This window comes from Vibrio natriegens NBRC 15636 = ATCC 14048 = DSM 759, from assembly GCF_035621455.1.
In the GTDB taxonomy this organism is placed as follows: Bacteria; Pseudomonadota; Gammaproteobacteria; order Enterobacterales; family Vibrionaceae; genus Vibrio; species Vibrio natriegens.
Window position 1 is genome coordinate 603,599 of record NZ_CP141822.1, and the last position, 22,930, is coordinate 626,528.

Sequence of the window (22,930 nt, forward strand, 5' to 3'; positions counted from 1 at the left end):
AATTATAAAGAGGGATAGACCAATGACATTAACTCGCCGCCAACAAATTGAAGCTCTAGAAAAAGACTGGGCAACGAATCCACGCTGGAAAAACGTGAAACGTACTTACACTGCTGAAGAAGTTGTTGAACTTCGTGGCTCTATGGTTCCTGCAAACACAATTGCACAGCGTGGTGCAGACAAATTGTGGTCACTGGTCAACGGTAGCGCGAAAAAGGGTTACGTAAACTGTCTGGGCGCGCTAACTGGCGGCCAAGCGGTTCAACAAGCGAAAGCAGGTATCGAAGCGATTTACCTTTCAGGTTGGCAGGTTGCTGCAGATAACAACACTGCATCGACAATGTACCCAGACCAATCGCTATACCCAGTAGATTCAGTACCTTCTGTTGTTAAGCGTATCAACAACTCTTTCCGTCGTGCTGACCAAATTCAGTGGGCTGGCGGCAAGTCTCCAGAAGACGAAGGTGGTATCGATTACTTCCTACCTATCGTAGCGGATGCTGAAGCGGGCTTTGGTGGTGTACTAAATGCTTACGAACTGATGAAATCTATGATTGAAGCAGGTGCGGCGGGCGTTCACTTCGAAGACCAACTTGCTTCAGTGAAGAAGTGTGGTCACATGGGCGGTAAAGTACTGGTTCCGACTCAAGAAGCGGTACAAAAACTGGTTGCGGCTCGTCTGGCTGCAGACGTAGCGGGTACAACAACACTCGTTATCGCTCGTACTGATGCGAACGCAGCAGACCTACTAACGTCAGATTGCGACCCATACGATAAAGACTTTATCGAAGGTGAGCGTACTCAAGAAGGTTTCTACCGTGTACGTGCTGGTATTGACCAAGCAATCTCTCGTGGTCTTGCTTACGCACCATATGCAGATTTGATCTGGTGTGAAACAGCAACACCTTGTCTGGAAGAAGCGCGTAAGTTTGCAGAAGCAATTCACGCAGAGTACCCAGATCAGCTGCTAGCTTACAACTGTTCGCCATCGTTCAACTGGGAGAAAAACCTGGATGCAGAGACAATTGCTAAATTCCAGCAAGAGCTTGCAGACATGGGCTACAAGTACCAGTTCATTACTCTAGCGGGTATTCACAACATGTGGTTCAACATGTTTGAACTAGCACATGCTTATGCTCAAGGTGAAGGTATGCGTCACTACGTTGAGAAAGTACAGCGCCCTGAGTTCCAGGCTGCAGAAAAAGGTTACACATTCGTAGCTCACCAGCAAGAAGTTGGTACAGGTTACTTCGACAGAATGACCAATACGATCCAAGGTGGTAACTCATCAGTTACGGCACTAACGGGTTCGACTGAAGAAGACCAATTTTAATTAGTTAGGCAAATTTCTTACTTAGGCAAAATTTCGATTTCCCAAAACGACGCCAGTAGTGGCATATTGAGCGGCATTAATTGCCGCTCTTTTTTTTAATTTATGAGCGGATCGATTCTCAGCCCCACCAACTTAGACACAATGCAGGTGTTATTGTGTTTCTTCGTCTGGCTCGATTTCTTCTGGTTCAACTTCTTCTTGAAGTTCGAGCAAATTAATTGCAATGGTCACAAAATCACTGTCTGTGATAATGCCGACTAATTGCCCTTTATTCACAACAGGTAAACAGCCAACTTTGTGCTTTTGCATATAGATAGCACTCTCTTTTAAACCGGCACGCGGTTCAGCAGTCATGATATTGGTGTGCATCATTTTTTCGAGAGGCGTATCGAGGGTAAAAGATTGTTCAGCCTGATCCGGGTGTAAACTAGATTCTTGAGCCGCAAGAATATCGCGTTGAGTTACCAAGCCTTGTAAATGTGTATTGGCATCAACAACCGGAATGTGTCGAATATCAAGCGCCTCCATCATCTCTTTTGCGTCACGCAAGGTATGCGCTTTCGACAGGGTATGAGGGTGGCGAGTCATCATGTCTTCAACCTTGATCATAGAAACCTCCAGCAGCATTGTCCTTACTTAAATATAGAGAATATTTTGCTGTATATCTGAGAGCCACCCCGTTTTTTATCAATTAAATAGAACGATGAAATAACATCATATTTTGGCTAAGTAATGGACGAATTATCTATAATTTTGTCACTTGTAGTTGGTTGATTTCTGTGCGACCGAGTTTGCATTTCTACCTGATATTGAATGTGCGGAAAATGTAATCCAATGAATTGAATCGCACATTTGTATTTGTCCGATGTTCCCTGTTTGGTCTGTCGAAGAAGATAAGCTCAGGCTTACTAAATTGAAGACGACTATGTACAAAAAACTATTTGCGATAGTGGCTACTGCACTAAGTGTGCAATCGGCGCATGCCATTATTCTGGGGCAAGAGGAAACCAATCCGGCTGATCGAGTGTCAATTCGCGCCAGCAATATGGCTGAGTTTCCGATTTGTGGTGGCACCCTGTTAACCGAGCAATGGGTGTTGACTGCAGCGCACTGCGTGGTGATGGGGGAGGGAGCCAACGAAGCGAGCTACTACGTTACTCAGCCAGGAGAACTCGCCGTTACCGCGAAGGTCCATGATCTAAACGACACCAGTATCGATAACTATTACTCGGTTTCTCACGTAGTCGTGCATCCCAAATACACTCGTATAGCGAAAGCTGAAATAGACAGTGATGGTGACACCAAACCTATTCAGACCGCATTAGACAGCGATATTGCGTTGTTGTATCTGACTCGTCCCGTTAACAACGCCACCTTTGCGAAACTGGCGACCAAAGAAGATATGGTCGACATAGAAGCTCGGCTTACGGCCGATTGGAACGACAACTATGAAACCAATCAGCGAACCGCCAATGTGCAAGTCTTTGGCTGGGGGGCGACAACGCCAATGGCAGATGAAGCTTCAATAACATTGAAAAAGACGGCGATTGGCTTTTTGCCAATGGATAAATGTTATGAACGTTTGGAAATTGGCAGCAGCTTTCCTGGGACCATTAACTCCCGAAAAAACGTTACAAAAATCTGTACGCTGCCCACTTTCAACAACGTTCTGGAAGAGGAGAGCCGCACTCAATATGGAAATTCGGCGTGTAAAGGGGATAGCGGCGGTCCGCTTGTGGATATTACAACTGGAAAACAAATTGGCATTGTCAGCGGTGCGCCGTTGATTTTGCCGACCTGTGGCTCACTGACTATTCCGAGCTTTTATACCAAAGTCAGTCAGTATTATGACTGGGTGCAGTCATACATTACGGCTGATGGCCCTCCAAGCCGTTACATTATTGCACCTGAGTTTATTACTGATATCGAAGACGGTAATACCGATGACTGTAACGACGGTATTGCGACCAATAATTGTAACTTCAGAGACACGAGTGACGGCGGTGGGAGTCTAAACTTTGGCTTCTTATCCTTGTTGGGGCTGCTAGCATGGCGTAGACAACAAAACACCTAAAGCTTGTTCTTCAAGCTTCAATCGAAAAGCAGCGATGAACGCTGCTTTTTTATTGCCTGCATAACTTCTAATTTCACTGTTTATTACACTCTTTAGGGCAGCTTTTACAGCGATATTCTGGGGATTCACTTGCTATTGCAGCATCTAACCATATACTAGTCTGCTGCGAAAAACTCGTCGCAATTTTATCGTCGTATTAGACGTGATTTGACCAATATATAAGACAAGTAACATGCAAGTATCAGATTTCCATTTCGACCTTCCAGATGAACTCATCGCTCGCTACCCACAGCCGGAGCGTACTGCCAGCCGACTACTACAAATGGACGGCAATACTGGTGAGATTGTTGATGGCACATTTACCGATGTGTTGGATCAAGTTCAACCGGGTGACCTAGTGGTTTTCAATAATACCCGTGTTATTCCTGCACGTATGTTTGGCCGTAAAGAGTCTGGCGGTAAGTTAGAGGTGCTGGTGGAGCGTATGCTGGATGAAAAGAGCATCTTAGCGCATGTTCGCTGCTCAAAGTCACCAAAGCCAGGCACAACCATTATTGTTGGCGAGAACGATGAATATGCTGCTGAAATGGTGGCTCGTCACGACGCACTATTTGAGCTGAAGTTTAACTCTGATAAGACGGTTCTGGAGATTCTGGAAGAAATCGGCCACATGCCGCTTCCACCGTATATCGACCGCCCAGATGAAGACGCCGATAAAGAACGCTACCAAACGGTTTATAACCAAAAGCCGGGTGCAGTTGCAGCGCCAACAGCAGGTCTACACTTTGATGATGTGCTTTTAGACAAAATCAAAGCAAAAGGTGCCGAGTTTGCGTATGTTACCTTGCATGTCGGTGCAGGTACGTTCCAGCCAGTTAAAGTCGACAATATCAATGATCACCACATGCATGCAGAGTATGTAGAAGTACCGCAAGAAGTGGTGGATGCTATTCATGCAACTAAGGCTCGTGGCGGTCGCATCATTGCAGTGGGTACGACTTCAGTTCGCTCGCTAGAAAGTGCGGCGCAAGATGCGCTGAAAAAAGGTACCGAACTGGTTCCGTTCTTTGGAGATACCGAGATCTTTATCTACCCAGGTTACGAATACCAGCTGGTAGATTGTCTGATCACTAACTTCCACCTACCAGAATCAACCTTGATCATGTTGGTGAGTGCGTTTGCAGGCTATGACAACACCATGAATGCCTATAAGCATGCGGTAGAAAATAAATATCGCTTTTTCTCATACGGTGACTCAATGTTCATCAAGAAGAAAACTGCGTAGTTAAAAATAGATTTACGAGTGCTAGCAGTAGGCTAGGAAATAAAGCAGAACATCGGCTTTGTCTCTCGCAAGGAAAGGCGACCGCTCCTTAGTGGGGATTACCCCGAAAATATCGTCAGACTGTTTCTCTGACATCCGGAGGCATCGTGAAATTAAAATTCGATCTTAAAAAGAAAAACGGCACTGCTCGTCGTGGTCAATTGACTTTCGAACGTGGCACTGTGCAAACTCCAGCGTTTATGCCAGTAGGTACATACGGTACCGTTAAAGGTATGACGCCTGAAGAAGTAAAAGGTACAGGCGCAGAAATTCTGCTAGGTAACACATTCCACCTATGGCTACGTCCTGGTCAAGAAGTAATGAAAATGCACGGTGACCTGCATGATTTCATGAACTGGCATGGTCCTATTCTTACTGATTCAGGCGGTTTCCAGGTATTCAGCCTGGGTAAAATGCGTACCATCACTGAACAAGGTGTGCATTTTCGTAACCCGGTAAACGGTGACAAGATTTTCATGGACGCAGAAAAGTCGATGGAAATCCAAAAAGACCTGGGCTCTGATATCGTGATGATCTTCGATGAGTGTACGCCATACCCAGCGACACACGACGAAGCGAAAAAATCGATGGAAATGTCACTTCGTTGGGCTCAACGTTCACGCGACCATTTCGATAAGCTAGAAAACCCGAATAACCTGTTCGGTATTGTTCAGGGCGGTGTTTACGAAGATTTGCGCGATGTTTCTGTAAAAGGCTTAACAGAAATCGGTTTTGATGGTTATGCGGTTGGTGGTCTTGCCGTTGGTGAGCCGAAAGAAGACATGCACCGTATTCTTGAGCATACTTGCCCACAATTGCCAGAAGACAAACCTCGTTACTTAATGGGTGTTGGCAAACCAGAAGATTTAGTAGAAGGTGTACGCCGCGGTATCGACATGTTTGACTGTGTAATGCCAACGCGTAACGCGCGTAATGGTCACCTGTTTGTGACTGGTGGTGTGATCAAGATCCGTAATGCGAAACATAAAACGGATACAACACCGCTAGATCCGCACTGTGACTGTTACACTTGTCAAAACTACAGCAAGTCGTATCTTCACCATCTAGAGCGTTGTAATGAAATTCTGGGTGCTCGTCTGAATACCATTCACAACCTGCGCTACTACCAGCGCTTGATGGAAAGTATTCGTAAGGCGATTGATGAAGATCGTTTCGATGAGTTCGTTGAAGAGTTTTACGCTCGTCGTGACCGCGAAGTTCCACCACTAAGCAAAGCTTAAAAGAATTAAAGCCTTTGGCATGTCGCCAAAGGCTTTTGCTAATAAAGTAGGCTAACGCACGTTATTTTTGAGAGAGTGATCTCTATTAGTCACATTCAGACTTGAATCTTAACTGCGAAAGCCCAATTTGTTGGATTATCAATAAAATATAATGAGGATGTATTAATGTTTATTTCTCAGGCTCACGCAGCAGCAGAAGGCGCACCAGCAGGCGGCGGTTTTGAAATGCTAATCATGCTTGGCATGTTCGCAGTGATCTTTTACTTCATGATTTACCGCCCGCAAAGCAAGCGTGTAAAAGAACACAAGAACCTAATGTCTTCAATGGGCAAAGGTGACGAAGTCCTAACAAGCGGTGGTCTAGTAGGTAAAATTACTAAGATTGCTGAAGACAATGATTTCATTTCAATCGAGCTTAATGCAAACAATGAAGTTGTAATCAAAAAAGACTTCGTAACTGCAGTGCTGCCTAAAGGTACGCTTAAGTCTCTATAAAACAGCTAAAGGGTCCTCGCTGTGCTAAACCGTTACCCATTATGGAAGTATTTGATGGTGTTTTTTGCCATCATTACCGCTGCATTATATGCACTTCCAAATATCTACGGTGAAGATCCGGCTATTCAAGTTACAGGGGCGCGTGGCGCCTCTGTAGATATGTCAACGCTGGATGCTGTCACTACTGCTCTTGATAAAGAGCAACTCTCTCATAAATCCATTGCTCTAGAGAATGGTTCAATTCTTGTCCGTTTTACCGACACTGATACTCAGATTAGTGCCCGTGATGTCATCAGCGAAGCGCTTGGCAAAGACAAAATTGTTGCACTTAACCTTGCTCCTTCTACTCCAGACTGGTTAGAAGCGATTGGCGCGTCTCCACTGAAACTGGGTCTTGACCTGCGTGGTGGTGTTCACTTCTTAATGGAAGTGGATATGGATGCCGCTATGGAAAAACTGGTTGGTCAGCAAGAAGAAGCGTTTCGTAGCGAACTTCGCGATGCCAAGATTCGTTACCGTGCTATTCGCCCTTCAGGAAATGAATCAGTTGAAGTACTACTTCGTAATGAAGAGCAATTGGCTGAAGCGAAAAGTACATTAGAAAAGAATCACCCTGACATGAACTTTGTCGATTCTGATTCTAATGGTCGTTTTGCACTTGTCGCTACTTTCACTGAGCAACGTCTACAAGAGATTCGTAACTACGCAGTAGAACAAAACATTACTATTCTACGTAACCGTGTAAACGAACTCGGTGTTGCGGAACCACTTGTTCAACGTCAAGGCGCAAGCCGTATCGTGGTTGAGCTTCCTGGTGTTCAGGATACCGCTCGTGCGAAAGAAATTTTGGGCGCGACAGCAACACTGGAATTCCGCGAAGTTGATGATAAAGCTGATTTATCAGCGGCAGCCAATGGTCGTGCGCCAGCTGGCAGCGAAATCAAACAAGATCGCGATGGTCGTCCTGTTGTATTGAAAAAGCGTGTTATCCTGGGTGGTTCAAGCATCACGGATGCAAGCTCAAGTGTTGATGAATATGGTCGTCCTCAAGTTAACATCTCGCTAGACAGCGAAGGTGGTAACAAGATGTCTGCGTTCTCGAAAAAGAACATCGGTAAGCTGATGGCTACCGTGTTTGCTGAGTACAAAGACAGCGGTCGTAAGACGCCTGAAGGCAAAGTAATCCTGACTAAGCACGAAGAAGTCATCAACCAAGCGACGATTCAGTCTGCGCTTGGCCGTAACTTCCGTATTACCGGTATCGACTCTGCGGCAGAAGCTCACAACCTTGCGCTACTACTGCGTGCTGGTGCTCTAATTGCACCTATTTCTATCGTTGAAGAGCGCACCATTGGTCCATCAATGGGTCAGCAAAACATCGATATGGGTATTCAGGCATGTATCTGGGGTATGGTAGCGGTAATGCTATTTACTCTGCTTTACTACCGTGGTTTTGGTCTGATTGCCAACATTGCACTGATGGCTAACTTGGTACTAATTATCGGTGTGATGTCGATGATTCCAGGTGCAACGATGACGCTGCCAGGTATCGCCGGTATCGTATTAACCGTTGGTATGGCTGTCGATGCAAACGTGCTGATCTTTGAACGTATCCGGGAAGAGATTCGCGATGGCCGCAATCCGCAGCAAGCGATTCACCAAGGTTACGCGAACGCGTTCAGTACCATTGCCGATGCGAACATCACGACACTTATCACTGCAATCATCTTGTTTGCCGTCGGTACAGGTGCAGTGAAAGGTTTCGCGGTAACGCTATCCATCGGTATCTTAACTTCAATGTTCACCGCTATCATTGGTACACGTTGTATCGTGAACCTACTGTATGGTGGCAAACGCGTTGATAAACTGTCGATCTAAGGCTGGGAATTAATATGTTTCAAATTCTAAAAGCAGAGAAGACGATCGGCTTTATGCGTTGGTCGAAAGTAGCCTTCGTATTCTCAATCTTTATGATTGCTGCTTCTATCTTCACGTTGTCAACCAAATGGCTGAACTGGGGTCTGGACTTCACAGGCGGTACGCTGATTGAAGTTGGTTTTGAAAAGCCAGCTAATCTGGAAAAAATCCGTACGGCTTTGGATGCACAAGGTTTCGGTGACGCAACAGTACAGAACTTTGGTAGCGCACGCGATGTGATGGTTCGCCTTCGTCCTCGTGATGATGTATCTGGTGAAACGCTGGGTAACCAAATCATTGGTGCAATCAAAGATGGTACCGGTGAAAGCGTAGAGATGCGCCGAATTGAGTTCGTCGGTCCAAACGTTGGTGATGAGCTGACAGAAGCAGGTGGTCTGGCAATACTTGTGTCGCTGATCTGTATTCTGATCTACGTATCAATGCGTTTTGAATGGCGTCTAGCGGCGGGTGCAGTATTGGCACTGGCGCACGATATCATTATTACGCTTGGTGTGTTCTCGTTCATGCAAATCGAAGTTGACCTGACTATCGTTGCAGCACTACTAACGGTTGTCGGTTACTCGCTCAACGATACCATTGTTGTATTTGACCGTATCCGTGAGAACTTCCGCAAAATGCGTAAAGGTGAACCAGCTGACATTATGGACGCTTCCATCACCCAAACATTGAGCCGTACATTGATTACTTCTGGTACTACGTTGTTCGTAGTTATCGCACTGTTCGTTCAGGGCGGCGCTATGATTCACGGCTTCGCAACCGCATTGCTACTTGGTATCACGGTAGGTACTTACTCTTCTATCTACGTTGCATCGGCACTAGCGCTAAAACTGGGCATCCAGAAAGAGCACTTAATGCCACCTCAAGTAGAAAAAGAAGGTGCAGAGTTCGACGAAATGCCATAAGGCAGATTAAGAATCGAAGTTTAAAAACCGCTGAGCAATCAGCGGTTTTTTTGTACCTAAAGGAAAAACTATCGGGGAAGCTTTTAGATGGCCAGCCCTAAATAGTGATATTCAGATATAAAAAAGCCCCGCTCAAAGAGCAGGGCTATTCAAAGTCATCAGCGTGACGGGCTTAGTATGACTTCAAAATCTATTACTTAAGGATCGCGCTGTTACCGTTTTCGCGAATGTGTTTAAGGATAGATTTCACGCCACGAGCGCTAGAAGCAACAATGTTGCCAGACTTCATGTAGTCAGTGCCGCCAGAGAAGTCAGTTAGGATTGCACCAGCTTCACGAGCAATAAGCTCACCAGCAGCCATATCCCAAGGTTTTAGACCTAGCTCGAAGTAACCATCAACACGGCCAGCAGCCACGTAACATAGGTCAAGTGCAGCAGAGCCGCTACGACGGAAATCAGAACACTCAGTGAATAGAGAGCCAATGATCTTGATGAAAGACTCAGAGTGTTGCTTCTGCTTGAATGGGAAACCAGTTGCTAAAACAGTACCTTGAAGGTCTTTTAGCGGAGTAACACGGATACGTGCGCTGTTTAGCTGTGCACCAGCACCACGTTGAGCTGTGAATAGCTCGTTTTGCATTGGATCGTATACACAAGCAACTTCAGTTTTGCCTTTGATACGAACTGCAATAGAAACAGCGAAGTGTGGGTAACCTTTTACAAAGTTATTAGTGCCATCCAGTGGGTCGATGATCCATTGTACGTCTTTATCTTTACCTTCGATAAGACCTTGTTCTTCAGCAACGATACAGTGCTCAGGGTAAGACTGCTTGATTGTATCGATGATGATGTATTCTGCTTCTTTGTCTACGTTAGTGACAAAGTCATTAGTGCCTTTAAGTGTAGATTCTACTTTATCTGTGTTTTCTAATGATTTAGCAATATGATTGCCTGCCTTTCGCGCAGCGCGAATAGCAATGTTTAGCATTGGATGCATACGAATTTCCCAACGGATGTTAAAGAACGAATAAAAGCGGCGGCGAGTATACCAAAGATAAACGAAAAAGGAAGTGGTTATTTTTTGCGCTAAAAAGCAACAGGGAAGAGTTGTTATTGTTTGGTATACGACATCAATTAACGAGAATGCGAATAGGGCACGGCTTCGCCCTAGGGTGTGTTAAAAAATTATGTTAATATCCTGCGGTTTTTAATTAGGTAGCAAACACAGATGTTGGATCAAGTAAAAATCGTACTCGTAGGTACCTCTCATTCAGGCAATATTGGCTCTGCAGCCCGTGCAATGAAAGTCATGGGGTTAAGCCAGCTTGTATTGGTTGATCCGCAATGTGAAGTGGATGAACAAGCGTTGGCGTTAGCGGCCGGAGCCGGTGATATCGCTCAAAATGCGACGATTGTTAGCTCGCTGGATGAAGCCGTTCAGGATTGTGGACTGGTCGTAGGATCAAGTGCGCGCTCACGTACCTTAGAGTGGCCAATGTTGGAGCCGCGAGAGTGTGGTGAGATGTTCGCTATTGAAGGTCAAAAGCACCCAGTAGCGCTGGTATTTGGGCGTGAGAGAACAGGCTTGACCAACGAAGAGTTACAGAAATGTCACTATCATGTTTGCATTCCAGCTAATCCGGAATACAGTTCCTTGAACTTAGCTATGGCGGTGCAAACCCTCAGCTATGAAGTTCGCGTTGCTCATCTTAATCTGGAAAAAAGTCAGTTTTCTCCGGCTGAGCAAGAAGAGTACCCACGTCATAAAGAACTAGAAATGTTCTTTGAACACCTTGAAAAGGTGATCGTGGAAACCCAGTTTATTAGTAAAGAACAGCCGGGGCAGGTGATGAATAAACTGCGTCGCTTGTTCAATCGAGCTCGACCTGAAGCTCAAGAGCTTAATATTCTTCGAGGCATCCTGACCTCAATAGAGAAGAAGCGCTGAGTGAAAAATAGCCACCTATAGTGTAAGGGTAAATACCTGAGTAAAATGGTCAGATAAATACTTGACTAAAACACTCGGGTATGGAAAAATCATAATCATTACAAACCATGTGGATACGGTGTGGTATGAAACTTACATCTAAAGGAAGATATGCGGTGACAGCCATGCTGGATGTGGCACTGCATTCGCAACAAAACCCTGTACCTCTTGCTGATATTTCAGAACGTCAGGGGATCTCGCTCTCTTACTTAGAGCAGCTGTTTTCGAAATTGCGTAAAGCGGGCCTTGTTGCCAGTGTTCGCGGTCCTGGTGGTGGTTATCGACTTGGTACTGACGCAAACGACATCGCAATTGGTACTGTGATTGCTGCTGTAGATGAGTCAGTCGATGCAACTAAATGCCAAGGTAAAGGAGACTGCCAAGGCGGTACTCGTTGCCTTACTCATACACTTTGGCGTGACTTAAGCTCTCGTATCAGTGACTTCTTGAATAACATCACGCTCGGCGAGTTGATGAAAGACAACGAAGTACTAGAAATTTCTGATCGTCAGGATATTGATCTGGCGGTGACTAATGGGCTTTCCAACAAAAATACAACTACCGCGCCCATCGGTATCAACGTCCGCTCTTAGCGGTCAGCATTTTACATTGGAGTAGAGAATGAAACTGCCGATTTATCTTGATTATTCCGCTACATGTCCAGTTGATCCACGTGTTGCTGAAAAAATGGTTCAGTACATGACAATGGATGGCACATTTGGCAACCCAGCGTCTCGTTCGCACCGTTACGGCTGGCAGGCAGAAGAAGCAGTGGATACTGCTCGTGAGCAAATTGCTGACCTTCTAAATGCAGATCCACGCGAAATCGTATTCACATCTGGTGCGACTGAGTCTGACAACCTTGCAATCAAAGGTGCAGCTCACTTTTACTCTAAAAAGGGTAAGCACGTAATCACTTGTAAAACAGAACACAAAGCCGTTCTTGACCCATGTCGTCAACTAGAGCGCGAAGGTTTTGAAGTGACTTACCTAGAGCCAGAATCAAACGGCCTAATCGATCTAGAAAAACTTAAAGCAGCAATGCGTGATGACACCGTACTGGTTTCTATCATGCACGTGAACAACGAAATCGGCGTTATTCAAGACATCACAACTATTGGTGAGCTATGTCGTGAGCGTAAAATCGTATTCCACGTCGATGCGGCTCAATCTGCTGGTAAATTGCCAATCGACGTTCAAGAAATGAAAGTTGATTTGATTTCACTATCAGCTCACAAGATTTACGGCCCTAAAGGTATTGGTGCGCTTTACGTACGTCGTAAGCCACGTATTCGCCTTGAAGCGCAAATGCACGGTGGTGGTCACGAGCGTGGTTTCCGCTCTGGTACACTTGCGACTCACCAAATTGTTGGTATGGGTGAAGCTTTCCGCATTGCAAAAGAAGAAATGCAGAAAGACTACGATCACGCACTTGCACTTCGCAACCGTCTTCTGAATGGTGTGAAAGATCTAGAAGCTGTGACAGTGAACGGCGACCTAGAGCAACGCGTACCACAAAACCTGAACATCAGTTTTGCTTTCGTAGAAGGTGAATCACTGCTTATGTCGCTAAAAGATCTAGCGGTATCTTCTGGTAGTGCTTGTACTTCTGCGAGTCTAGAGCCATCTTACGTTCTACGTGCCCTGGGCATGGACGACGAATTGGCTCACAGCTCGGTTCGTTTCTCATTCGGTCGTTTCACGACGGAAGAAGAAATTGATTACGCAATTGAACAGATCCGCGTTGCAGTGACTAAGCTACGCGACATGTCTCCTCTATGGGATATGTACAAGGAAGGGGTTGATTTGAGCACAGTTGAATGGGCTCACCATTAATCTCAGGGATAGATAGAGGATTCGAGGTAATTTATCATGGCATACAGCGAAAAAGTAATTGATCACTACGAGAACCCACGTAACGTTGGTTCATTTGACAAAGAAGACCCATCAGTAGGTAGCGGCATGGTTGGCGCTCCAGCTTGTGGTGACGTGATGAAACTGCAAATCAAAGTGACACCAGAAGGTATCATTGAAGATGCGAAGTTCAAAACATACGGTTGTGGTAGTGCAATCGCATCAAGCTCACTAGTAACTGAATGGGTTAAAGGTAAGTCTGTTGATGAAGCAGCTGCAATCAAAAACTCTGAAATTGCAGAAGAGCTAGAACTTCCACCTGTGAAAGTTCACTGTTCAATTCTTGCTGAAGATGCAATCAAAGCAGCGGTTGCAGACTACAAGAAAAAACACCAACAATAATTATTCCGTAATATAATGGGAGCCTTTAACGCTCCCATTCCAATCGAAATTTAGACAGACTAAGGTGCAGTATGGCCATCACAATGACAGAAACAGCGGCAAGTCGCGTAAAAGCATTCCTGGATAACCGAGGTAAAGGTATCGGTTTACGTCTTGGAGTGAAGACGACTGGTTGTTCCGGTATGGCGTATGTGCTTGAGTTTGTTGACGAGCTTAATGCTGAAGAAGATGAAGTATTTGACCTCTCAGGGGTAAAGATCATCATCGACAAAAAGAGCTTAGTGTACCTAGACGGTACCGAATTGGATTACGTGAAAGAAGGGTTGAATGAAGGTTTTGAGTTCAACAACCCTAACGCGAAAAGTGAATGTGGTTGTGGTGAAAGCTTCAACGTCTAATTGATTGTCCTTCTGGGCAAACGAGTCCGGAAGGCTTTACTAGGACCCGAACTTAATGAATCACTTTGAATTATTTGGGCTACCAAGTCAGTTTAAGCTGGATGGTAGCCTTCTTTCTTCTCAGTTCCGAGAACTACAAAAACGTTTCCACCCGGATAACTTTGCTACTGCGTCTGAGCGTGATCGCTTGATGGCCGTGCAAAAAGCGGCGCAGATTAACGATGCGTACCAAGTCCTGAAAAACCCAATCTCTCGAGCGGAGTACATCTTGGCTGAGCAGGGTACGGAAATTCGTGGCGAACAACAAACCATGCAAGATCCTATGTTCTTAATGGAGCAAATGGAACTGCGTGAAGAACTGGAAGATATTGCTGGCGGCTCTGATCCTGAATCAGCGCTCTTTGACTTCGATTCTAAGGTCAGCAAAATGTACAAACAGCATTTGGCAAGCGTCGAGCAAGAGCTCAATGACGGTCTTTGGGCAGAAGCCGCAGACCGCGTCCGTAAGCTGAAATTCATTGCCAAACTAAAGAACGAAATTGAGCTGGCTGAAGAGAGACTCCTCGGCTAGTTAGTGTGACAAGGACCAATCATGGCACTACTTCAAATCGCAGAACCGGGCCAAAGCTCGGCACCTCATGAGCATAAGTTAGCTGCAGGTATCGACTTAGGCACGACCAACTCATTGGTTGCTTCCGTGCGCAGTGGCGATGCAACGACTTTACAGGATGAGCAGGGCCGCAGCATTCTGCCGTCCGTGGTGAACTACTCAGCAGAAGCGACCATCGTAGGTGATGACGCAAAATCGAAGGCAGAGTTTGAACCAGAAAATACCATTATCTCGGTAAAACGTTTAATCGGCCGTTCATTGAAAGACATTCAATCTCGTTACCCGTCGTTACCTTACCAGTTTAAAGAGAGCGATAACGGTCTACCAGTTCTACAAACGCCTCAAGGTGATAAAAACCCGATTGAAGTCTCTGCTGATATCCTAAAAGTTCTTGGTAAACGTGCTGAAGAATCATTAGGCGGTGAGCTTGCTGGTGTGGTGATCACAGTGCCAGCATACTTTGATGATGCGCAGCGCGCGGGTACCAAAGATGCCGCTAAATTGGCTGGTCTGCACGTTCTTCGTCTTCTTAACGAACCAACCGCAGCGGCAATCGCCTACGGTCTCGACTCGGGTCAGGAAGGCGTGATTGCGGTTTACGATTTGGGTGGTGGTACCTTTGATATCTCTATCCTGCGTCTGTCTAAAGGTGTCTTTGAAGTATTGGCAACTGGTGGTGATTCAGCGCTAGGCGGTGATGACTTTGACCATCTGTTTGCTGACTTCCTAATGGAGCAAGCTGGTCTTGAAGCGCCTCTTTCTGCAGAGAAAAACCGCACACTGCTGAACATCGCAACCGCAACTAAAATTGCATTTTCCGAGCAAGACAGCGTAGAAGTTGATGTATTTGGCTGGAAAGGCACAGTGACTCGTGAGCAGTTCGAAGAGCTGATCCGTCCGCTAGTGAAGAAGACACTCATGTCTTGCCGCCGTGCACTGAAAGATGCTGACGTTGATGCCGACGAAGTACTTGAAGTAGTCATGGTTGGTGGTTCAACTCGTACCCTATTGGTTCGCGATATGGTTGGCGAATTCTTTGGCCGTACACCTCTGACAAGCATTAACCCGGATGAAGTCGTTGCAATTGGCGCAGGTATCCAAGCGGATATTTTGGCAGGTAACAAGCCAGATTCTGAAATGCTGCTGCTGGACGTGATTCCATTGTCATTGGGCATTGAAACCATGGGCGGTTTGGTTGAAAAAATCATTCCTCGCAACACCACGATTCCTGTTGCACGCGCACAAGAATTTACCACATTCAAAGACGGTCAAACGGCAATGAGTGTGCATGTTGTGCAAGGTGAGCGTGAAATGGTTGATGATTGTCGTTCACTGGCTCGTTTCTCGCTTAAAGGGATTCCACCAATGGCGGCAGGTGCGGCGCACATTCGTGTAACCTACCAAGTCGACGCCGATGGCCTTCTTTCTGTTACGGCAATGGAAAAGAGCACTGGTGTGCAATCTGAAATTCAAGTGAAGCCTTCATACGGCTTGAGCGACACAGAAGTGGCTAACATGTTGCGAGACTCAATGAGTCATGCGAAAGAAGACATGCAAGCACGTGCGTTAGCAGAGCAGCGCGTCGAAGCTGACCGCGTTATTGAAGGTCTGATCGCTGCAATGCAAGCTGATGGTGATGAACTACTATCAGAGCAAGAGAAACAAGATCTAATAAAAGCCATTGAAGCACTGATTGAGCTGCGCAATGGTGATAGTGCTGATGCGATAGAGCAGGGCATTAAAGATACCGATAAAGCGAGCCAAGACTTTGCATCGCGTCGTATGGATAAATCGATTCGAGCTGCGTTGTCAGGTCAATCAGTAGACAATATATAAGAGATAAGTAGTTATGCCTAAGATTATTGTATTACCACACGAAGATTTGTGCCCAGAGGGTGCTGTGCTGGAAGCTAATACTGGTGAAACGGTTCTAGACGTAGCGTTAAAGAATGGTATCGGTATTGAACACGCGTGTGAAAAATCCTGTGCTTGTACCACTTGCCACGTGATCATTCGTGAAGGTTTTGATTCTCTTGAAGAGAGTGAAGAGCTAGAAGATGACATGCTAGATAAAGCATGGGGTCTTGAGCCTGAATCTCGTCTTGGTTGTCAGGCAAGAATTGCGGATGAAGACTTAGTTGTAGAGATTCCGAAATACACGCTAAACCACGCGTCAGAAGATCACTAAAAACTATCCCTTAAGTTATAAGGGAAAGAAAAGGAAGATGAGCATGAAATGGACAGATTCTCGCGATATCGCGATTGAGCTTTGTGACAAGTTTCCAGATGTGGACCCACAAACCGTACGTTTTACCGACCTTCATCAATGGATCATGGAGCTGGATGAGTTTGAGGATGACCCAAACCATTGCAACGAAAAGATTCTGGAAGCCGTTATTATGTGCTGGATGGATGAAGCTGACTGATGCTCAATTCGGCGGTAAAACGTAGCCGAGTTAACAATTTTTACTAAAAAAAGCGGACCCTTCGGTCCGTTTTTTTATCATTTTGACATTTTTGCCCTACATAATGCTAACATCCGTGAGTTACTAAAAAACAAGCGGCGTAGGCAACGCCGTTATAAGACAAGGAGAAACCATGTCTACACAGATGTCTGTATTTTTAAGCCAAGATTCTGCAGCTCCACATTGGGGTGAAAAGGCCCTGCTTTCGTTCGCCGAGACAGGCGCGACTATTCATTTAGGTGAAGGCCATGATCTTGGTGCAATTCAACGCGCAGCTCGTCAGCTCGATGGTCAGGGAATTCATTCGATTCTACTTTCTGGTGACAACTGGGATCTGGAGAGTATCTGGGCTTTCCATCAAGGCTACCGTAACCCGAAAAAACACGGCTCTCTAGAGTGGGTTGCGTTATCTGAAGACGATCAAGCTGAGCTTCAGGGGCGTATTACCGCTACTGATTTCACTCGCGATATCATCAACAAAACAGCCGAAGAGGTTGCACCTCGTCAACTTGCGACCATGGCGGCGGAATTTATTAAATCTGTCGCGCCAGAAGGCACCGTTACCGCACGTATCGTTAAAGACAAAGATCTTCTAGCAGAAGGCTGGGAAGGTATTTATGCCGTTGGCCGTGGCTCTGAGCGCACTTCTGCAATGCTGCAATTGGACTACAACCCAACTGGCGATGAAAACGCACCAGTATTCGCATGTTTAGTTGGTAAAGGCATCACTTTTGATTCGGGCGGTTACAGCCTAAAGCCTTCTAACTTTATGAGCGCAATGAAAGCGGATATGGGCGGCTCTGGTACCATCACCGGTGGTTTAGGCCTAGCGATTCTGCGTGGTTTGAATAAACGTGTGAAACTGATCCTTTGCTGTGCGGAAAACATGGTATCAGGTCGTGCCCTTAAACTGGGTGACATCATTACCTACAAAAATGGTAAAACCGTTGAGATCATGAATACCGATGCGGAAGGTCGTTTGGTATTGGCAGATGGTCTAATCTACGCAAGCGAGCAGAACCCTGAACTCATTATTGACTGCGCAACATTGACTGGCGCGGCGAAAAACGCACTGGGTAATGATTACCACGCGTTAATGAGCTTCGATGACGAGCTGTCCCATCAAGCACTGACCGCGGCAAATCAAGAGAAAGAAGGCTTATGGCCACTGCCTCTGGCTGATTTCCACCGTGGCATGCTGCCATCAAACTTCGCGGATTTATCAAACATCAGCTCTGGTGATTACTCACCTGGCGCAAGTACCGCTGCGGCATTCCTGTCTTACTTTGTTGAAGATTACAAGAAAGGCTGGCTGCACTTTGACTGCGCGGGCACGTACCGCAAATCAGCGTCTGAAAAATGGGCTGCTGGTGCAACTGGTATGGGTGTTCGCACTCTTGCTCGCCTTCTTAACGAGCAAGCTGACAAGTAATTAATGTGCGGCATTGGGCTTGCCGATGCCGCATTAATCAGTCACTTTGATATAAAACTATTATTACAAGTACAAAAAAGGAAACTTTATGGCTCTAGAAAGAACGTTTTCAATTGTTAAGCCTGACGCTGTGGAACGAAATCTAATCGGTGAAATCTACAATCGTATTGAAAAAGCGGGTCTGCGTATTGTGGCTGCAAAGATGGTTCATCTGACTGAAGAGCAGGCGAGCGGTTTTTACGCAGAACATGAAGGCAAAGAATTTTTCCCTCCTCTAAAAGAGTTTATGACCTCTGGTCCTATTATGGTTCAGGTTCTAGAAGGAGAAAATGCAATTGCACGTTACCGTGAACTGATGGGCAAAACTAACCCAGAAGAAGCGGCTGCTGGCACACTTCGTTGTGATTACGCGCTAAGCATGCGCCACAACTCAGTACATGGCTCTGATAGCCCTGAGTCGGCGGCTCGTGAGATTGAGTTCTTCTTCCCTGAGTCGGAGATTTGCCCACGTTAATCTTGGATTAACCTGTGCTCGTAAAGATAGTAAGCCTCGGATAATTCCGGGGCTTTTTAGTTTATGAAGGAAGACCCGCTTTAACGGTAAAATTGTTTAAATTTTAATCAGAATAATTTTAATGCCTTAGCAAACTCAGGGTTTTAGACCCCTTGTTGTAGCTGCATAAAGGCTGTACAATTCGCGCCCTTATTCTTGTTTCAGTCATTGAGAGGCAACATGACTACTGAAAAAATTAATCTACTCGACTTTGATCGCAAAGGCATGCGTCAATTTTTCGCGGAAGAACTAGGCGAGAAAGCGTTTCGTGCTGATCAGGTTATGAAGTGGATCTACCATTTCGGTGTTGATGACTTCGACAACATGACGAACATCAACAAGAAACTACGTGAAAAACTGCAGCACAAGTGTGAAATCAAAGCACCGACTGTAGCTGAAGCGCAACACTCTTCTGATGGCACTATTAAATGGGCTATGAAGGTTGGCGATCAAGACGTAGAAACGGTTTACATCCCTGAAGATGATCGCGCTACATTGTGTGTGTCTTCTCAGGTTGGTTGTGCACTGGAATGTAAGTTCTGTTCAACGGCTCAACAAGGCTTTAACCGTAACCTTAAAGTGTCTGAAATCATTGGTCAGGTGTGGCGTGCTGCACGTGAAGTTGGCCTTGAGAAGGAAACAGGACGTCGTCCAATTACCAACGTGGTAATGATGGGCATGGGCGAGCCTCTTCTGAACATGAAGAACTTGATCCCTGCGCTGGAAATCATGTTGGATGACTTAGGCTTCGGTTTATCTAAGCGCCGTGTGACGGTATCGACATCGGGTGTTGTATCTGGTCTTGATCAGATGACAGGTAAAATCGATGTTGCATTGGCAATCTCTCTTCATGCGCCGAACGATAAGTTGCGCAGTGAAATCATGCCAATCAACGATCGTTGGGATATTCAAGATTTCTTAGCCTCTGTGCGTCGTTACATCGCTTCGTCTAACGCAAACCGTGGCAAAGTGACGGTAGAATACGTATTGCTTGATCATGTCAATGACGACATGGACCACGCGCGTGAGCTTGCTGAACTGATGAAAGACACGCCATGTAAGATCAACTTGATTCCGTTTAACCCGTACCCAGGTTCACCGTATAAGAAGCCAAGCAACTCTCGTATTGACCGCTTCCAAAAGACTCTGATGCAGTACGAGCATACTGTTACCATTCGTAAGACTCGTGGTGACGATATCGATGCGGCATGTGGTCAGCTTGTTGGTGACGTTATTGACCGTACCAAGCGTACCGCTGCGTTAAAAGCGGCACGTGGCGCGGATACCATTGAAGTCAAAGCAGTATAAGCTGTGTGAATTTTAAAATAGCCAGAGCCTTTTGCTCTGGCTATTTTGTTTAGAGAGATTGCGATAAGCAAATAGCTGTCATGATAGGTGATGCATAGTTTTTTCAACTACATTAATAGTGGGAAAATAACGATGCTGAGGCGGTTACTGAAGGTTGTTTCGCATCATAACCCTGTGCTTAGAGTGGAATTGCGTATAATTTCCAATTACAGTGTCAAAGTTTGGACAAAAGCTTGAGCAATCTGTTAGTTTGAGTGGAAAGAGTTTTTGTCTTTGTTATACATTGTCTTATCATGTTGTATAGCATTTACGACAGCATCGGGAAATCTCGGCTTATTCTCTCATACGTTTTGCAGATATCGGCAGGGCGAGTATTCACATTCAAAGCTCAGAGAATTTCTTAAAATTATTACTTTGGTTAACACGATTAGGCTGGCTATCTTTAAGTGAGTCTTAAGAAAAATAACGAAAATAAATAACAGTGTTAGCCACTAAAACAGACTAAAAACCATCATTATGACAGAACACGAAAACACGAATGAAGTACCGCTTTCCATTGAAGCGGGCACACTATTGAAAAACAAACGCGAATCTTTAGGAATGACACAAAAGCAAGTTGCTGATCGCCTGAGACTTCGCGTTTCTGTTATTGAAGATATTGAAAACAATCGATTTGAATCACAACAAGTAGCGACCTTTACTCGTGGTTACTTGCGCTCGTATGCCAAAGTGGTTGGTCTTGATGAAAAAGTAGTACTAACAGCACTAGAGCAAACCGCCGATATCCAGCCGAAAGATCAAGAAATCGAAATGCAGAGCTTTTCTCGCAAAACTAAGCATGAAAAGCACAACAGCCGTATTATGTTCCTGACCTGGGTTATCGCCATCGTGATTACCGGGATCTCTGCTGCCTGGTGGTGGCAGAACCAACAAGATAATAGCCTGACTCAGGTTGTGACGGATTCCAGTGTAGAAGGGCCAGAGCCTAGCGCACAAGAGTTGGCGGACATAGATCAGATGAGTGCCGATGAATTAATCGCAAGCGCTCCCGCTGATATTACAGTTTCCGCTGAACAGCCTGTAGCAGCAGATGAAGCGTTAAGTTCTGCTGAAGCAACGGACTTATTGCCTAGTGATCAACTGGCAAGTACAGATATTGAAGAGCCTGTAGCAGTGATTGAAGAGGCTGAGGTCGTTGAAGAGCCAGCTATCATCGTGCCGGAGGGAATGAGCCTTCTCACTATGACATTTAAAGCAGACTGCTGGATTCAGGTGAAAGATACCAATGGCAAAACTCTGGTGAGCGGCACCCATAAACCAGGTCAGGATGTAGAACTTACCGGAAAAGCACCATTTAAAGTGATTTTGGGCGCACCGGAAGGGGTTACAATGACATTTGCGAGTGAACCTGTCGACCTTTCTGGGTATACTTCAGGCAAAGTCGCTAGATTCACTTTACCGTTATAAAAAATTATGCAACACGAATCTCCTATTATTCGTCGTAAATCGACGCGTATTTATGTGGGTGATGTGCCAATTGGTGATGGTGCTCCAATTGCTGTACAGTCAATGACCAACACTCGCACGACTGACGTGGAAGCGACAGTCGCACAAATCCGAGCACTAGAAAAAGTGGGCGCAGACATCGTCCGTGTTTCTGTACCTACAATGGATGCAGCTGAAGCCTTCAAACTGATCAAACAGCAAGTGTCTGTTCCGTTGGTTGCTGATATTCATTTCGATTATCGTATTGCGCTTAAAGTAGCAGAGTACGGTGTTGACTGTCTGCGTATCAACCCAGGTAACATCGGCAATGAAGAGCGTATTCGTTCTGTAGTTGATTGTGCCCGTGACAAAAACATTCCAATCCGTATTGGTGTCAACGGTGGTTCTTTAGAAAAAGATCTGCAGATGAAGTACGGTGAACCAACCCCAGAAGCGTTGGTTGAGTCGGCAATGCGTCATGTGGATCACCTAGATCGTCTTAACTTTGATCAATTCAAAGTAAGCGTGAAAGCATCTGATGTTTTCCTTGCGGTAGATTCATACCGTCTGTTAGCTAAGAAAATTGACCAGCCTCTCCACTTGGGCATTACCGAAGCCGGTGGTGCGCGAGCAGGTGCCGTGAAGTCTTCTGTAGGCTTGGGCATGCTGCTGGCTGAAGGTATTGGTGATACTTTGCGTATCTCTCTTGCTGCGGATCCTGTCGAAGAAATCAAAGTAGGTTTCGATATTCTGAAGTCCCTACGCATTCGCTCACGTGGAATCAACTTCATTGCGTGCCCGAGTTGTTCTCGTCAGGAATTTGATGTTATCGGGACTGTCAACGCACTTGAAGAGCGTTTAGAAGATATCATCACCCCAATGGATGTTTCGATTATCGGTTGTGTCGTCAATGGCCCAGGTGAAGCGGAAGTTTCTCATTTAGGCTTGGCGGGTAGTAACAAGAAGAGTGCTTTTTATGAAGATGGTAAACGTCAGAAAGAGCGCTTTGATAACAACGACCTTGTGGATCAGCTAGAAGCTAAAATCCGTGCGAAAGCGTCTATGATGGACAGCGAAAGTCGCATCGAAGTAAAAGTACAAGATTAATCTCAACGAGAATTACGGTAAG

General features: G+C 45.7%; 23 protein-coding genes. 21 read left to right on the forward strand and 2 right to left on the reverse strand.

From position 1 onward, the window contains the following. Positions 1-22: 22 nt before the first annotated feature. Positions 23-1,333 (forward strand): isocitrate lyase, encoded by a 1,311-nt coding sequence (gene aceA / locus VER99_RS02750; protein WP_020333635.1) that lies wholly within the window; start codon positions 23-25, stop codon positions 1,331-1,333. Between the two features lie 150 nt (positions 1,334-1,483). Here the strand turns inward: aceA and VER99_RS02755 are convergent, their stop codons facing one another. Next, a complete protein-coding gene (locus tag VER99_RS02755) occupies positions 1,484-1,942 on the reverse strand; it encodes a CBS domain-containing protein (protein WP_014230920.1) in 459 nt (152 codons plus the stop codon). 316 nt (positions 1,943-2,258) lie between these two features. On the opposite strand from VER99_RS02755, the gene VER99_RS02760 reads away from it, so the two are divergent. The 6 genes from VER99_RS02760 to secF all read left to right on the forward strand — a co-directional run bounded on the left by VER99_RS02760 (position 2,259) and on the right by secF (position 9,307). Beyond that, positions 2,259-3,407, forward strand: coding sequence for a S1 family peptidase (locus VER99_RS02760; protein ID WP_020333637.1), 1,149 nt, complete (start codon positions 2,259-2,261; stop codon positions 3,405-3,407). A gap of 232 nt (positions 3,408-3,639) precedes the next feature. Beyond that, positions 3,640-4,692: a tRNA preQ1(34) S-adenosylmethionine ribosyltransferase-isomerase QueA gene (gene queA, locus VER99_RS02765; protein ID WP_014230922.1), complete on the forward strand. Its 1,053-nt coding sequence runs from the start codon at positions 3,640-3,642 to the stop codon at positions 4,690-4,692. A gap of 146 nt (positions 4,693-4,838) precedes the next feature. Then, positions 4,839-5,972, forward strand: a complete 1,134-nt coding sequence (gene tgt / locus VER99_RS02770) for a tRNA guanosine(34) transglycosylase Tgt (protein ID WP_020333638.1) — start codon at positions 4,839-4,841, stop codon at positions 5,970-5,972. A gap of 165 nt (positions 5,973-6,137) precedes the next feature. Further along, positions 6,138-6,467 (forward strand): preprotein translocase subunit YajC, encoded by a 330-nt coding sequence (gene yajC, locus VER99_RS02775; RefSeq protein WP_005424903.1) that lies wholly within the window; start codon positions 6,138-6,140, stop codon positions 6,465-6,467. A gap of 21 nt (positions 6,468-6,488) precedes the next feature. Next, entirely contained in the window at positions 6,489-8,345 is a 1,857-nt protein-coding gene (gene secD / locus VER99_RS02780) for a protein translocase subunit SecD (RefSeq protein ID WP_076633417.1), read from the forward strand. A gap of 14 nt (positions 8,346-8,359) precedes the next feature. Further along, positions 8,360-9,307 (forward strand): protein translocase subunit SecF, encoded by a 948-nt coding sequence (secF, locus tag VER99_RS02785; protein WP_014230925.1) that lies wholly within the window; start codon positions 8,360-8,362, stop codon positions 9,305-9,307. Between the two features lie 193 nt (positions 9,308-9,500). Here secF and suhB read toward each other — a convergent pair whose 3' ends face one another. Further along, a complete protein-coding gene (gene suhB / locus VER99_RS02790) occupies positions 9,501-10,304 on the reverse strand; it encodes an inositol-1-monophosphatase (RefSeq protein ID WP_014230926.1) in 804 nt (267 codons plus the stop codon). Between the two features lie 231 nt (positions 10,305-10,535). Between suhB and trmJ the strand changes: the two genes are divergently transcribed. The 14 genes from trmJ to ispG all read left to right on the forward strand — a co-directional run bounded on the left by trmJ (position 10,536) and on the right by ispG (position 22,908). Next, complete coding sequence (gene trmJ / locus VER99_RS02795; protein ID WP_020333642.1) at positions 10,536-11,255, forward strand: tRNA (cytosine(32)/uridine(32)-2'-O)-methyltransferase TrmJ; 720 nt, start codon at positions 10,536-10,538, stop codon at positions 11,253-11,255. A gap of 125 nt (positions 11,256-11,380) precedes the next feature. Next, positions 11,381-11,887: a Fe-S cluster assembly transcriptional regulator IscR gene (iscR, locus tag VER99_RS02800; RefSeq protein WP_014230928.1), complete on the forward strand. Its 507-nt coding sequence runs from the start codon at positions 11,381-11,383 to the stop codon at positions 11,885-11,887. Positions 11,888-11,915: 28 nt separating this feature from the next. Then, entirely contained in the window at positions 11,916-13,130 is a 1,215-nt protein-coding gene (locus VER99_RS02805) for an IscS subfamily cysteine desulfurase (RefSeq protein WP_014230929.1), read from the forward strand. Between the two features lie 36 nt (positions 13,131-13,166). Then, complete coding sequence (gene iscU / locus VER99_RS02810; protein ID WP_014230930.1) at positions 13,167-13,550, forward strand: Fe-S cluster assembly scaffold IscU; 384 nt, start codon at positions 13,167-13,169, stop codon at positions 13,548-13,550. Between the two features lie 71 nt (positions 13,551-13,621). Then, complete coding sequence (gene iscA, locus VER99_RS02815; RefSeq protein ID WP_014230931.1) at positions 13,622-13,948, forward strand: iron-sulfur cluster assembly protein IscA; 327 nt, start codon at positions 13,622-13,624, stop codon at positions 13,946-13,948. Between the two features lie 55 nt (positions 13,949-14,003). After that, a complete protein-coding gene (hscB, locus tag VER99_RS02820; protein ID WP_014230932.1) occupies positions 14,004-14,519 on the forward strand; it encodes a co-chaperone HscB in 516 nt (171 codons plus the stop codon). A gap of 21 nt (positions 14,520-14,540) precedes the next feature. Then, a complete protein-coding gene (hscA, locus tag VER99_RS02825; protein WP_020333644.1) occupies positions 14,541-16,394 on the forward strand; it encodes a Fe-S protein assembly chaperone HscA in 1,854 nt (617 codons plus the stop codon). Positions 16,395-16,407: 13 nt separating this feature from the next. Then, on the forward strand, positions 16,408-16,746 hold the full coding sequence (fdx, locus tag VER99_RS02830) for an ISC system 2Fe-2S type ferredoxin (RefSeq protein WP_014230934.1): 339 nt from the start codon (positions 16,408-16,410) through the stop codon (positions 16,744-16,746). A 43-nt stretch (positions 16,747-16,789) separates the two neighbouring features. Then, the gene (iscX, locus tag VER99_RS02835) at positions 16,790-16,984 is read left to right on the forward strand and encodes a Fe-S cluster assembly protein IscX (protein ID WP_005391546.1); all 195 of its coding nucleotides are present in this window, start codon (positions 16,790-16,792) and stop codon (positions 16,982-16,984) included. A 172-nt stretch (positions 16,985-17,156) separates the two neighbouring features. Then, positions 17,157-18,455, forward strand: a complete 1,299-nt coding sequence (pepB, locus tag VER99_RS02840; RefSeq protein WP_014230936.1) for an aminopeptidase PepB — start codon at positions 17,157-17,159, stop codon at positions 18,453-18,455. An 88-nt stretch (positions 18,456-18,543) separates the two neighbouring features. Beyond that, complete coding sequence (ndk, locus tag VER99_RS02845; RefSeq protein WP_014230937.1) at positions 18,544-18,969, forward strand: nucleoside-diphosphate kinase; 426 nt, start codon at positions 18,544-18,546, stop codon at positions 18,967-18,969. 219 nt (positions 18,970-19,188) lie between these two features. Then, positions 19,189-20,316: a bifunctional tRNA (adenosine(37)-C2)-methyltransferase TrmG/ribosomal RNA large subunit methyltransferase RlmN gene (locus VER99_RS02850; protein ID WP_014230938.1), complete on the forward strand. Its 1,128-nt coding sequence runs from the start codon at positions 19,189-19,191 to the stop codon at positions 20,314-20,316. A gap of 516 nt (positions 20,317-20,832) precedes the next feature. Next, the gene (rodZ, locus tag VER99_RS02855) at positions 20,833-21,783 is read left to right on the forward strand and encodes a cytoskeleton protein RodZ (protein WP_020333645.1); all 951 of its coding nucleotides are present in this window, start codon (positions 20,833-20,835) and stop codon (positions 21,781-21,783) included. Positions 21,784-21,789: 6 nt separating this feature from the next. Beyond that, positions 21,790-22,908, forward strand: coding sequence for a flavodoxin-dependent (E)-4-hydroxy-3-methylbut-2-enyl-diphosphate synthase (gene ispG, locus VER99_RS02860; protein ID WP_014230940.1), 1,119 nt, complete (start codon positions 21,790-21,792; stop codon positions 22,906-22,908). Positions 22,909-22,930: the final 22 nt, after the last annotated feature.